Source organism: Imhoffiella purpurea, assembly GCF_000585215.1.
GTDB lineage: Bacteria > Pseudomonadota > Gammaproteobacteria > Chromatiales > Chromatiaceae > Imhoffiella > Imhoffiella purpurea.
The window spans coordinates 1-12,851 of the sequence record NZ_AONC01000067.1 but is presented as its reverse complement, the minus strand read 5'-3'; the positions used below and the strand labels follow the sequence as shown (position 1 = coordinate 12,851).

Genomic DNA, 12,851 nt, shown 5'->3' with positions numbered 1-12,851 from the left:
GGCGCTGCGCTTCATACGGCTATTTGTACTTCGATGTAATCCGATCCAGCGGCAGAAATGGCGTCGTCTCGGTTGAATTGCAGGGCTTCCTGTAGGGTTGTGCGAATGGTTGAGGGTTCCGGTAACAGTCGATGCACCCTTGTGACATGGGTCAGCGTCCGCTGTCCTGGCTACTGCGGAATCCGGTGTACAAAGCTCCTCTGTCCGGACCTGGGATCAGCAGTCATTGGGGCCGACTGACCCAATGACCGCTCCGAATCAGTTCCGCCAGTAATCCGGCAGGAAGAGGATGAAGAGGGTGAAGATTTCCAGGCGTCCGGCCAGCATGCCGAACACGCCCAGCCATTTGACGATGGGGTCGACGGTGGCGAAGCTGGTCGCGACCTCGCCCAGGCCCGGGCCGAGCAGGTTGACCGTGGCGACGGTGGCGCCGAAGGCCGATTCCAGGTCCAGTCCGGCGGCCATCATGGCCACGGTCAGCAGCAGACAGGTGACGACGTAGAGCACGTAGAAGCCCCAGACCGAGAGCAGTATGTCTTCGCTCATCGTGCGGTTGCCGACCTTGAGCACCACCAGCGCCTGGGGGTGGGCGATCTGGAAGAGCTGGCGGAAGCCCAGCTTGACCAGCAGCATCACCCGCAGCACCTTGATGCCGCCCGCGGTCGATCCGCCACAGCCCCCGGTGAAGGAGAGGATGACCAGCACCAGCGGGATGTGCAGCGGCCAGAATGCGTAGGTGGCGGTGCCGAAGCCGGTGCTGGTGAGGATGGAGGCTACCTGGAAGGAGGCATAGCGCCAGCAGGACCAGGCGCCGTCGTAGGTCTTGGTCAGATAGAGACTGACTGCCACGAACAGGGATCCGGCGAGGAAGATGAGGCCGAAGGCGCGGACCTCGGGATCCTTGAAGTAGTCGTTGAATTTGCGCTTGCGCCAGGCGATGAAGTGGATGGTGAAGTTCACTCCGCCGGCCAGCATGAAGAAGATGGCGATGGCCTCGATGAGCGGGCTGTCGAAGTAGCCGAGGCTGGCATCGTGGGTGGAGAAGCCGCCGGTCGAGACGGTCGCGAAGGCATGGCCGATGGCGTCGAAGGTGTTCATGCCGGCGAGCCGGAAGGCAATGGCGCAGGCGGCGGTGAGGGTGAAATAGATGGTCCAGAGCACGCGCGCGGTCTCGGCGATACGCGGGGTCGGCTTCTCGTATTTGGCGACCCCGGAGGTTTCGGCGCGATAGAGCTGCATGCCGCCGACACCCAGCAACGGCAGGATGGCGACCGCGAGCACGATGATGCCCATCCCGCCGAGCCAGTGGATCTGCTGCCGATGGTAGAGGACGGAGGGCGGCAGCCGGTCGAGCCCCTCGATGACCGTGGCTCCCGTGGTGGTGAATCCGGAGATCGACTCGAAGATCGCATCCGTCACACTCAGATGCAGACCCAGGATGAAGGGGAGGGCGCCCACCAGGCCGAGCAGCGCCCAGAAGAGAGTGACGATGAGGAAACCGTCGCGCACCGAGAGCTCGGTCTGCTCGTGGATGTTGGGCAGCCAAAGGAAGGCTCCGATGCCGGCCGTGAAGACCAGGGACACCCCGAATACCAGCCATTCGCCGTCCTGATAGATGAGCGCGACGACGAAGGAGGGCAGGAAGCTCAGGCTGTAGAGCATCAGCAGGATGCCGAACAGCCGAATGATGGCGCGCCAGTGCATTCGAGATTCAGTCTCCTCTAATCGCCGCCACAGCCGCCTCCGTCCCCGCCGCAGCCGTCCCCACCATCCCAGCCGCCGCACAAGGAGTCGAGGAATCCGCCGCCCGAGGCGTCGAAGCCGCCGGTCGTCAGATCGCCGACGTAATGGATGGGGGTGTCCTCGTCGAGCGCTCGGCGCGGGTAGCGATCGAGTGCGTAATGGAATCCCTCCTCGATGGCGAGCCGCTCGTCCAACGCGAAGAGTAGTGGCAGCCGGGCCGGATTCCCGGGGTCGATCCCTTCGATTTGGCAGGCATGCCACCAGACGCGTCTCAGTCCATCGTTGCTGCGCCTGTCCGGTCCCAGGTCGATCGCGGGGGTGTGGTGGAGGAAGCGCCCGAAGGCGCGCCGGCAGAACGACCGATAGTGACGGGTGAAGAGGATGAAGTCGTGCCAGAGGTCGTCCGTCACCTGCGACGGCATGGATACCGGCTTGCGTCCCCCCGAGAGGTAGGCGAGAAAGAACTGGCGCAGGGCGCGCGAGACCAGGTGGCGGTCGTGCGCCGAGAGTTCGGGGTGCCTGGCCGCGAACCGGTCGAGCAGTCCGCCGGGGAAATCGTAGCTGCGGATGAAGGCGGCCCGTCGTGCGCACATGCGAGCGGCTCCCAGCCTGGCGAGCAGAAACAGGAGGATCAAGCCGACGATGATCGCGAGTCCTGTCATGGTCGAGACCTCCGCTTGATAGACACCCCGAATCCAGCCGCGAGATCCCGGTCCGGCAAGGCTCCGGGGGTCTGAGCGCGGGCGCATCGGGAATCGGGCCATTCGCCGCCGAGCCGGCGCCTACGGTAGCCTGCTTGGCGGCTATCGACAACGGCGAGGCGTCCTCGTCCCGCCGAGCCCGTTCCTCGTCCGTGCCCCCGGAGGCGGAGGCTGGCGAGGGGTCAGAACTGCCGCATCTTGATGTTGAGGGTCTGGATCCGGTAGGCGATCTGGCGCGGTGTCATGTTGAGCAGACGCGCGGCCTTGGCCTGCACCCAGCCGGCCTCCTCCAGCGCGGCGATGACCCGCTCGCGCTCGTCGAGGTTGGGGTCGTTGAGGTCGACATGGTGTGGCGCGGCGGCGGTGCTGGCCGGGGCGGGCTCGCTGGCGGTCGCGCTCACGTCGAGCCCGGTCAGGTTGATGACGTCGCGGTCGATGATGCCGTTCTCGCACATGACGGCGGCGCGCTCCATGCAGTTCTCCAGTTCGCGCACGTTTCCGGGCCACTCGTAGCGCATCAGGACCCGCAGCGCGCTGTCGGTGATCTGGAGTTCGCGGCCTTGCATGCGGGCGACCTTGCCGACCAGGAAGCGCGCCAGGTCGGGGATGTCCTCCATGCGCTCGCGCAGGGCCGGCATGCGGATCGGCATCACGTTCAGACGGTAGTAGAGATCCTCGCGGAAGTCGCCGGCACGGACCTCGGCCTCCAGGTCGCGGTTGGTCGCGGCGATCACGCGGACGTCGACCTTGATGGTGCGTCCGCCGCCGACCCGCTCGAACTCGCCTTCCTGGAGCACCCGCAGCAGCTTGGCCTGGAAGGCGGGGGTGATCTCGCCGATCTCGTCGAGGAAGAGGGTGCCGCCGTCGGCCTGCTCGAAGCGTCCCTTGCGCTGGCTCACGGCGCCGGTGAAGGCCCCTTTTTCATGCCCGAACAGCTCGGACTCCAGCAGGTTGTCCGGGAGCGCCGCGCAGTTGAGCTTGACGAAGGGCGCGCGGGCGCGCGGCGAGTTGTAGTGGATGGCGTTGGCGATCAGCTCCTTGCCGGTGCCGGACTCGCCGCGGATCAGGACCGTGGTGTTCCATTTGGCGACCTGGCGGACCTGTTCGAACACCAGGCGCATGGCGTCCGCGCGGCCGATGATGCTGTCGAATCCGTGGGTGCCCTTGACCTCGCGGCGCAGCTTGTCGCGCTCCTCGCGCAGCGCCTGCTGCTCGGCTTCGACCGTGCGGGCGAGGCGCACCGCCTGTCCGGTGAGGTTGGCGACCATCTCCAGGAAGCGCGCCCGGTAGCCGAGCAGGGTCTCGCCCGATTCGGGCTGGGCCGTGAGGACGCCGACCGGGTGCTCCTCGCCGACCCGGATCGGCACGCCGATGAAGGGCAGGTCGTGGTCGTAGAGATTGAGCCGGTCGAGGAAGCGCGGCTCGTCGCCGAGACGGGGCAGGACCCAGGGTTCGTTGGACGAGAGGATCTGTCCGATCACGCCCTCCCCGGGCTGGTATGTGACCTTCTCGAAGGGCTCGGCGTCCTTGCCGTGCAGGGCGCTGATCATCAGTTCTCCCCGATCCTCGTCGAGGAGGCAGACCAGGCCGTAGCGCATGCCGCCGCGCTCGTGCAGGACGCCGAGCACCTCGCGCAGGGTCTGGCGCAGATTGAGGGAGCGGCTGAGAACGCTGCTGACTTCGAAGAGTGCCGCCAGCTGGAATTCCAGCAGTGCGAGACGGCTCGAGTCTTCGGCAGCGCCGAAGTCGGGTGCTTTGGGGCTCATCGATCGATCGGGCAATTCAGTCGTCCGGAAGTACGGCGTTCAGGGACAGGCGGATCAGACAGCCGTCGGTGCAGTCTGGGTCGATCTCGATCGATCCGCCGTGGGCGTTGACGATCTCCTGGGACAGTGCGAGTCCCATGCCGGCGCGGCCGCGTCGGTTGCGCCAGCCGATGAAGAAGGGCTCGAAGACCCGGTAACGATCCTCGGGGGCGATGCCGCCGCCATTGTCCTGGATCTCGACCTCGACCCCGCGGTCCAGGCAGCGGGTCGTGATGCGCAGCTCGCGCTGCGACTGGCCGCACTCGCGCAGTGCCTGGATGGCATTTTCGATCAGGTGCTTGAACATGGCGCGCAGCTGGTTCTTGTGTCCGTTGAACTCGGGCAGGACGGTCGCCGGACGCCAGTCGACCACGATGCCGGTCGCCAGGAGGCGCGCGGTCTCCATCTCCAGGATCTGACGCAGCAGGGCGTTGACGTTGACCAGGACGCCGGACTCGCGCGGCTCCTCCGGCAGTGCGGCGTTGAGCGTGGCCAGGGCCTTGGCGCCCGAATCGCTGATCTGGTCGAGCATGCCGATCAGGGTGTCGACGTTCCCTGCACCGCTTCGGAGCATGCTGGCGGCGGCGTTGATCACGTTGAGCGGGACCTGGATCTGATAGATGGCGGCGGCCAGCGCCTCGCGCATGCCGTGCATCAGCTGCTGCTCGGCGAGCCGGGCGCGCATGTGCTCGAGATAGGCGCGCTCGATCTCGCGCCGGCGGCCGGTGATGTCGTTGGCCAGCAGCAGCAGACGGCGCTCGCCCGGCGTCTGCTGGCCGAAGTAGCTGCGCGCGGTCGGGTCGGACTCGTCGACCGGTGTTCCGGAGCAGGAGAACCAGCGCGGTCCCAGGTGGCCGCGGTTGTCGATGCTCACCTCGACGTTCTTGAAGCCCTGCCCGTCCAGGCAGGCGGCGAAGGCGTCGACGCCCAGCTGCTCGCTGATGGCCTTGCGCAGAACGTCCACCGGCTCCTTGCCGTTGAGGTCCTTGAGCAGCTTCTTGTATTCCTGGTTGTCGAGGATGACCCGGAACTCGCTGTCGAGCAGCACCACGATCACGGGCGCGGCGTCGAGCACGGTCTCGATGCGGGTCTTCTGCTGGCGCAGCGCGCCTTCCAGCTCGTGCACCTTGGTGACGTCGCGGTGCATGCCGAGGAAGTGCTTGAGGTCGCCGTCGGCGTCGAGCACCGGCGAGATGGTCAGCTCGGCCAGATAGTCGCCGCCCTGCTTGGTGCGGTTCACCAGGGTGCCGGTCCAGGTCTGCTTGTGCTTGATGGTGCGCCAGAGCTGGTCGTAGACGTTGTTGGGCGTGGCGTTGTTGGAGAGGATCGCCTCGTTCTGTCCCAGCACCTCCTCGCGGCTGTATCCGGTGAGGGTTTCGAAGGCCTGGTTGGCGTAGAGGATGGTCGCCTTGGCATCCGTGATCGAGATGGCGATCGGCGACTGCTCGACGGCCTCGAAGAAGAGTCGAGGCGAAAGGGGGTCGCTCGGGTCGCCGCCCATGAGGGCCAGCGCCTCCACCAGCTCCGGGGGCGTTCCGTCCGGCGGCGAGGCGAGAAATTCGCCCAGGGCGTTGATGACGGCCTCCTGGGCTGGTTCCGGGGCTTGTCGGACCGGCACGGTATTCTCCTGCGGAATATGTCAGCGGACTTGACCGGTTGGTCAAGCAATAAATGGGCCGAAGTTAGAGATTTTCGGCAGACCCGCGGATATCGCTTTCCGAGAGACTACCCTTGTCAGTTTTCCAACATTTCTAGGTGCGCTGCAACAAGAATTCTGTTGCCAGCGCGACACTCGAGATTTCCACCGCGCCCGGCGGCCTCGTCCGACGACATTGGGTCCGGTGCGCTCGGCTTCATCCAAGTCACTGTTTCATTGGCTGCATCGTCCCGGCCGATCGGCGTCGGCGATTGCGGACGAGGTGGCGTCGATCGGGTCTCGCTGCAAGGTGGCATTTGCATTGCATAGCTCAAGGTCATCCTGGTCGACGCGAAAGGTTTCCCTGCCCATGGGCGAGTATCTCATGCTGATCCTCGGCACCGCACTGGTGAACAATGTGGTGCTGGTCAAGTTTCTCGGTCTCTGTCCCTTCATGGGGGTGTCGAACAAACTGGATTCGGCGCTCGGAATGGGGCTCGCGACCACCTTCGTGCTGACCCTGGCCGCGGTCGCCGGCTGGCTGCTGGAGCATTTCGTGCTCTTGCCGCTGGACATCGGCTTTCTGCGCATCCTGTCCTTCATCCTGGTGATCGCGGCCGTGGTGCAGTTCACCGAGATGGCGGTGCGCAAGATCTCGCCCAGCCTCTATCAGGTGCTGGGCATCTATCTGCCGCTCATCACCACCAATTGCGCGGTGCTCGGCGTGGCCCTGCTGAACGTGCAGGAAGACCACGGCTTCCTCGAAAGCGTGCTCTACGGGTTCGGCTCGGCGCTCGGCTTCACCCTGGTGATGGTCCTGTTCGCCGGGATGCGCGAGCGTCTCGCGCTGGCCCAGGTGCCGGCGGCCTTCGCCGGTGCGCCCATCGCCTTCGTCGCCGCCGGGCTCCTGTCGCTCGCCTTCATGGGCTTCGCCGGGCTGACCTGAGTCCGGTGAAGGGCGCGCCGAATTCGCGCCGAACGGCGACACCATCGAAACCCAAGACATCCAACCGGAGATCTGTCAGACATGCTTGCCGCGATCGCCAGTCTCACCACGCTCGGCCTCGCCCTGGGTTTGCTCCTGGGCATCGCCTCGCGCTATCTCAAGGTGGAGTCCAGCGCCGCGACCGAGCAGGTGGCGGCCCTCCTGCCCGGCTCACAGTGCGGACAGTGCGGCTACCCCGGCTGCGGTCCGGCCGCCGAGGCCATCGCCTCGGGTGCCGCGCCCGTCACCATCTGTCCGCCAGGGGGGCGGGCGCTGGCCGAGGAACTGGCCAGCCTGCTCGGCGTGACCGCCGATCTGTCCGGGGTGGAAGACAAACCGCCCATGATCGCGCACATCCACGAGAACATCTGCATCGGCTGCACCAAGTGCTTCAAGCGCTGCCCGACGGACGCCATCATGGGGGCGAACAACATGATCCACAGCGTCTTCGCCGATGCCTGCATCGGCTGCGAGCTTTGCTTCGACGTCTGCCCCACCGAATGCATCGAGATGCGTCCGCTGACACCGACCCTTCAGACCTGGTTCTGGCCCAAGCCCGAGGCGGTGGCGGCATGAGCGGCACGCGGACGGTGCTTGGCGCCTGGGTCGGTCCCAGCGGTTCTCAACTTCGGACGGAGGAGGGCGCACGGCCATGAAACTCTTCAAGATTCGCGGCGGCGTCCACCCGGACGACCGCAAGCAGCTGGCGGCCGGGCAGGCGATCGAGTCGCTGCCCATGCCGGCCCTGCTGCACATCCCGCTGCAGCAGCATATCGGCGCGCCGGCAAGCCCGGCGGTGCGGCGCGGCCAGCGGGTCGCCAAGGGCGATCTGCTCGCCCAGGGCCAGGGCGTGATCTCGGCCCCGGTGCATGCGCCCACATCGGGACGCATCATGGGCGTCGGCAGCTATCCGGCGCACCATGCCTCGGGCCTCTCGGTGCCGACCATCACCCTGCAGCCCGACGGCGAGGACCGCTGGGCAGATCACATCCAGGGTGTCGAGGATCCATTCGCCCTCGAGCCCGAGGAGGTGGCCGCGCGCGTCGCCAAGGCGGGTGTCGTGGGCATGGGGGGCGCGACCTTCCCGGCGGCGGTCAAGCTCAATCTGCGCAAGCGTTACCGGATCCACACCCTGGTGATCAACGGTGCCGAGTGCGAGCCCTATCTCACCTGCGACGACCGGCTGATGCGCGAGCGGGCCGATTCGGTGATCGACGGTATCCGCATCATGGCCCATGCACTGGGCGTCGAGCGCATCATCGTCGCCATCGAGAACAACAAGCCCGAGGCCCAGGCCGCCATGGCCGTCGCCGCTGCGGACGATTCCCGAATCCGCATCGCCAGGCTGCCGACCCGCTATCCGATGGGTTCGGAGAAGCACCTGGTCCAGACCCTGACCGGACGCGAGACCCCGGCCCGCGGTCTGACGGCGGACATCGGCGTCGTGGTCCACAACCCGGCCACCGCCTTCGCCGTGCACGAGGCCCTGCGCTTCGGTTATCCGCTGGTCTCGCGCGTGGTCACCGTCACCGGCGGCGCCATCGCCCAGCCGCGCAATCTGCGCGTCCTGCTGGGGACCAAGGTCCAGGATCTGCTGGACCACTGCGGCGGATTCAGGGTCGATCCCGAACGTCTCATCAGCGGCGGCCCCATGATGGGCCAGCCCCTGCCGAGTACCCGGGTGCCCATGGTCAAGGGCAGCAACGGCGTCCTGGCGCTCACGGTCGAGGAGACCAACGAACGCGAGCCCATGCCCTGCATCCGCTGCGGGAGCTGCGTCCAGGCCTGTCCCTGCGGTCTGGTTCCGCTGGAGATGGCGGCCCATACCCGGGTCGGCGATCTGGAGGGCGCGGTCGGTCTGGGGCTGATGGATTGCATCAGCTGCGGCTCCTGCGCCTACGCCTGTCCGGGCCACATCCCGCTGGTGCAGTTCTTCAACTATGCCAAGGGGGAGATGGCGGCGCGCGGCCGGGCCAAGCAGAAGCAGGCCGAGACCAAGCGTCTCGCCGAGCAGCGCACGGCGCGCATGGAGGCGATCAAGCAGGCCAAGCGCGAGGCGATGGCCAAGCGCAAGCGCGAGATGGCGGCGAAGAAGAAGGCGGAGGCCGAGAAGAAGGCCGCCGCCGAGGCGCAGGGGGGTCAAGAGGGCCAGACGGATCGACCGGTCCGGTCCGCGTCCGAGACGGAGGCATGAGATGAGTATCGAGACGCCGGCCGCCAAGGCCGGTCCATTCGCCCACGAGCCGGTCAGCATCCCGCGCACCATGGGGCTGGTGATGCTGGCCCTGCTGCCGGCGACCCTGTTCGGCATCGTCCAGTTCGGCTGGCCCGCCCTCTATCTGTTCGTCGCCACCATCCTGGCGGCGATTCTGGCCGAGGCCGCCTCCCTGCGCGTGGCCGGCAAGCCGGTGCGTCCCTATCTGATGGACGGCTCGGCGATCCTGACCGGCTGGCTGCTCGCCATGACCCTGCCGCCCTGGGCGCCCTGGTGGATCGGCGCGGTGGGCAGCCTGCTGGCGATCGTGGTCGCCAAGCAGGTCTTCGGCGGCATCGGCCAGAACCTCTTCAATCCGGCGATGGTCGCCCGCGTGGCCCTGCTCATCACCTTCCCGCTGGAGATGACCAGCTTCACGGTGCCGACCCCGCTGTTCTCCGCGCACGCGCCCGGTCTCCTGGAGAGCCTGGCGATCACCTTCGGCGTTCAGGGCTTCGACGCCTTCAGCGGCGCCACCGTGCTGGGGCATGTCCGCACCGAACTGGGGCAGGGGCATGCACTCTCGGCGATCCTGCCCGAGGTCTTCGGATCCGTCTCGGGGGCCGTAGGCACGGTGGCCGGCAGCATGGGCGAGACCTCCGCGCTGCTGCTGCTCGGCGGCGGGATCTTTCTCATCTACAAGCGGATCATCAGCTGGCACATTCCGGTGACCATGATGGGCACCATCGCCGTCCTGGCGACGGTGATGCACCTCGTCGATCCCGAGCACTACACCGGCCCCTACTACCATCTGGTGTCCGGCGCGACCCTGCTCGGCGCCTTCTTCATCGCGACCGACCTGGTCACCTCGCCGGTCACCCGGCTTGGTCAGATCATCTTCGCCGCCGGCTGCGGGCTGCTGGTCTACGTTATCCGCACCTGGGCCGGCTACCCGGAGGGCGTGGCCTTCGCGGTCCTGCTGATGAACGCCTGCACGCCGCTCATCGACCATTACGTCAAGCCGCGCGTCTACGGCCGCGACCGCCGCGGCCAGCCGATCGAATACGCCGACGATGCCGAGGTGCAGTCATGAGCGATGTCGCAGAGCCAAGCTATCGTCAGACCGTCGGCTATCAGGCGGCACTGCTCGGCGGATTCACCCTCCTGGCCGCGGCGTTGCTGGTGATCGGCGACCTCGCCACCGAGGACGCCATCGAACAGCGTCATGCCGAGGACCTCAAGGCCTCGCTCAGCCAGGTCATCCCGGAGGGCATCCACGATAACGACCTGCTGGCGAACCCCATGATCATCAAGGACGACGCGGGTGAGGACGTGGTGGTCTACCGGGCGCTGAAGGGGCTCGACGTGGTGGGAGTCGCCTACCGGATCGTAGGGATCGGCTATGCCGGCGAGATCGATTCCATCCTGGGGCTCGACGCCCAGGGCCGGATCCTCGGGGTGCGCGTCCTCGCCCATGCCGAGACGCCCGGTCTGGGGGACAAGATCGAGGTCGCCAAGGACGACTGGATCCTGGGCTTCGACGGGCTCTCGATCGGCGATCCGCCGCTGGAGCGCTGGGGGGTCAAGAAGGACGGCGGCGATTTCGACCAGTTCAGCGGGGCCACCATCACCCCGCGCGGCGTGGTCCGCTCCATCCGCGAGGGTCTGCAGTTCTTCGCCGAGCATCGCGATGCCCTGACGGCCCCGGCCGAGATCGGCACCGCCGACGCGGATCAACCGACTCGGAGCCAGCCATGAGCACAGACACGGATACCAAGCCGAAGACCAACTGGGGCCAGATCGCCGCCGACGGTTTCTGGGGCAACAATGTCGTCTTCGCCCAGCTGCTGGCGCTCTGCCCGCTGCTGGCGGTCACGGGAACCGCGACCAACGGGCTCGGAATGGGGCTGGCGACCACTGCGGTCATGGTGGCCTCGGGTCTGCTGATCGCCCTGATCCGGAATCTGGTGACGCCCGAGGTGCGCATCCCCATCTTTATCCTGGTGATCGCGGTGCTGGTGACCCTGGTCGATCTGGCCATGAACGCCTGGCTTCACGATCTGCACAAGATCTTGGGTCTCTTCATTCCCCTGATCGTCACCAACTGCGCCATCCTGGGACGCGCCGAGTCTTTCGCCTCGCGCAATCCGGTCGGCGCATCGGCCTTCGACGGTCTCATGATGGGTGTGGGCTTCACCTTCACCCTGGTGGTCCTCGGCGGATTCCGCGAGATCATCGGCAGCGGCACCCTGTTCGCGAATGCCTCGCTGCTGCTGGGGCAGGGCATGTCCTTCCTGGAGATGACGCTGATCCCGGACTATCGCGGATTCCTGCTGGCGATCCTGCCGCCGGGCGGATTCATCGCGCTGGGTTTCATCCTGGCCGGAAAGCGTCTGATCGATACCCGCATCGCCGAGGCCAAGAAACGTCAGGACGCAGGCGCCCAGGCACTGGCGTCATGATCGGCAGGGGCGCCGCTGACGTGCCCCGGCTACATTTTCGACTCGATACGGAGTAGACCCCGATGCTCGTTGGCGTCGCCTACGCAGACAAATTCAAGCAGACCTGGCTCAAGCTGGATGTGCCCGAAGGCAGCACCATCCGCGATGCCATCGAGCGGTCCGGGCTGCTGAACCAGTTCCCGGAGATCGACCTCGAGGCGAACAAGGTCGGCATCTTCGGCAAGATCTCCAAGCTCGATGCCAAGCTCGCCGACGGCAACCGGGTGGAGATCTACCGTCCCATCATCGCCGATCCCGAGACGGTGGAGCGCCGCGACCGCGACGATGATCTTGATGACGACTGATTCGCTGGCTAGGATGTGATTGACCGAGTTTCGAACTCGGCTATAGGTCCATACAAATCCACATCCGAGGATCCAGCGATGAACGTGAGAACCATGGGTGTCGCGCTGGGCACCATCCTGATGTCGTCGTCGGCCCTCGCCGACCGTTTCGATGTCTACGATCGCAGCGCTCGCAGCGAGGTCCTGCGCAGTCAGGCCGAGGTCAACTATGCGACCGCCGGCGCCATCGACCGCGAGTCCCGGGCCAATGCCCGACTGACCAACAGCCGGGCCGATTACATGGACAACCGGGTCCGCGTCAAGAACCGGACCGAGAATACCGAGGTCTTCGGGACCAACGTCTCCAACGTCGCCGACGGCTTCAATTCGGTCGGCCGCGCGGCGCAGAGCATCGGGCACGGGGCCTCCGCCCTGCGCTGGGGATTCCGCTGATCCGCCGTCTTCCGAGAGACTGGCTGCGTTTCGCCAGGAACCGCCCTTCGGGGCGGTTCTGCGTTCTATCGGAAGCGAATCGGCCCCAGAGGCACTGTGGCCCGGTCTTTTCTCAGGCGGTCTGGAGCAGCCAGTTGAAACGCTCCACCACCTCCGCGAGTACCCGCAAGAACGCCTCGCGATCGTCATCGTCTTCGTAGATCGGCTCGCGCCGATCACCACGCGAGGTGATGTGGTACAGCGCACCGGCGAACTCGATTCGGAGAGGTCTAGCCATCACTCAACGATAGCGTATCTGGGAAGATGATACTATGCGAGACTTGACCCTGAACTCGTGACCCTGAACTCGTGTTGACCCTGAACTCGTGTTTCCTCGAAGGTGACCTCCAGCGACCAGCGCCAGACGAACAGTTCGACGATGCGCGCCGGGGTCATGGTCAGGTCGGTGCTGAAAAATGCCTGGGTGGGGAGTTTGCCCTCGGGATCGGCGACCAGTACCCAGCGAATCGGCAGCGGCGCCCAGCCACTGCGGTGCCACAGACAGACCGC

13 protein-coding genes and 1 pseudogene are annotated in these 12,851 nt (G+C 66.3%); 8 read left to right on the top strand and 6 right to left on the bottom strand.

Going from position 1 to position 12,851, the window contains the following annotated elements:
- Window positions 1-258 precede the first annotated feature (258 nt).
- From D779_RS18260 to nifL, 4 genes are all read right to left on the bottom strand, one after another.
- Window positions 259-1,704, bottom strand: coding sequence for a TrkH family potassium uptake protein (locus D779_RS18260; protein ID WP_043756941.1), 1,446 nt, complete (start codon window positions 1,702-1,704; stop codon window positions 259-261).
- A gap of 17 nt (window positions 1,705-1,721) precedes the next feature.
- Window positions 1,722-2,405 (bottom strand): glycine-rich domain-containing protein, encoded by a 684-nt coding sequence (locus D779_RS18255; protein WP_043756938.1) that lies wholly within the window; start codon window positions 2,403-2,405, stop codon window positions 1,722-1,724.
- A 221-nt stretch (window positions 2,406-2,626) separates the two neighbouring features.
- Window positions 2,627-4,210 (bottom strand): nif-specific transcriptional activator NifA, encoded by a 1,584-nt coding sequence (gene nifA, locus D779_RS18250; protein WP_043756936.1) that lies wholly within the window; start codon window positions 4,208-4,210, stop codon window positions 2,627-2,629.
- A gap of 16 nt (window positions 4,211-4,226) precedes the next feature.
- Window positions 4,227-5,867 carry a nitrogen fixation negative regulator NifL gene (nifL, locus tag D779_RS18245; RefSeq protein WP_043756934.1) on the bottom strand — a complete coding sequence of 547 codons (1,641 nt, stop codon included), beginning with the start codon at window positions 5,865-5,867 and terminating at the stop codon, window positions 4,227-4,229.
- Between the two features lie 388 nt (window positions 5,868-6,255).
- Here nifL and rsxA point away from each other — a divergent pair, with 388 nt between their 5' ends.
- The 8 genes from rsxA to D779_RS18205 all read left to right on the top strand — a co-directional run bounded on the left by rsxA (window position 6,256) and on the right by D779_RS18205 (window position 12,302).
- Window positions 6,256-6,831 (top strand): electron transport complex subunit RsxA, encoded by a 576-nt coding sequence (rsxA, locus tag D779_RS18240; RefSeq protein ID WP_043756931.1) that lies wholly within the window; start codon window positions 6,256-6,258, stop codon window positions 6,829-6,831.
- Between the two features lie 81 nt (window positions 6,832-6,912).
- Window positions 6,913-7,446, top strand: a complete 534-nt coding sequence (locus D779_RS18235; RefSeq protein WP_043756928.1) for an RnfABCDGE type electron transport complex subunit B — start codon at window positions 6,913-6,915, stop codon at window positions 7,444-7,446.
- A 76-nt stretch (window positions 7,447-7,522) separates the two neighbouring features.
- Window positions 7,523-9,064: an electron transport complex subunit RsxC gene (gene rsxC / locus D779_RS18230; RefSeq protein WP_043756925.1), complete on the top strand. Its 1,542-nt coding sequence runs from the start codon at window positions 7,523-7,525 to the stop codon at window positions 9,062-9,064.
- Window position 9,065: 1 nt separating this feature from the next.
- Window positions 9,066-10,157 (top strand): RnfABCDGE type electron transport complex subunit D, encoded by a 1,092-nt coding sequence (locus D779_RS18225; protein WP_043756923.1) that lies wholly within the window; start codon window positions 9,066-9,068, stop codon window positions 10,155-10,157.
- Complete coding sequence (gene rsxG / locus D779_RS18220) at window positions 10,154-10,822, top strand: electron transport complex subunit RsxG (RefSeq protein WP_043756921.1); 669 nt, start codon at window positions 10,154-10,156, stop codon at window positions 10,820-10,822. The genes D779_RS18225 and rsxG overlap by 4 nt, the downstream gene beginning before the upstream one ends.
- Window positions 10,819-11,526: an electron transport complex subunit E gene (locus D779_RS18215; RefSeq protein WP_007043128.1), complete on the top strand. Its 708-nt coding sequence runs from the start codon at window positions 10,819-10,821 to the stop codon at window positions 11,524-11,526. The genes rsxG and D779_RS18215 overlap by 4 nt, the downstream gene beginning before the upstream one ends.
- A gap of 62 nt (window positions 11,527-11,588) precedes the next feature.
- A complete protein-coding gene (locus D779_RS18210; RefSeq protein ID WP_043756916.1) occupies window positions 11,589-11,870 on the top strand; it encodes an RnfH family protein in 282 nt (93 codons plus the stop codon).
- Between the two features lie 78 nt (window positions 11,871-11,948).
- On the top strand, window positions 11,949-12,302 hold the full coding sequence (locus tag D779_RS18205) for a hypothetical protein (RefSeq protein ID WP_043756912.1): 354 nt from the start codon (window positions 11,949-11,951) through the stop codon (window positions 12,300-12,302).
- Window positions 12,303-12,429: 127 nt separating this feature from the next.
- Here the strand turns inward: D779_RS18205 and D779_RS18200 are convergent.
- Window positions 12,430-12,579, bottom strand: a pseudogene (locus D779_RS18200) (addiction module toxin RelE); the annotation flags it as partial.
- 32 nt (window positions 12,580-12,611) lie between these two features.
- The coding region (locus tag D779_RS18195) for a hypothetical protein (RefSeq protein WP_043756907.1) at window positions 12,612-12,851 on the bottom strand (240 nt) is incomplete at its 5' end.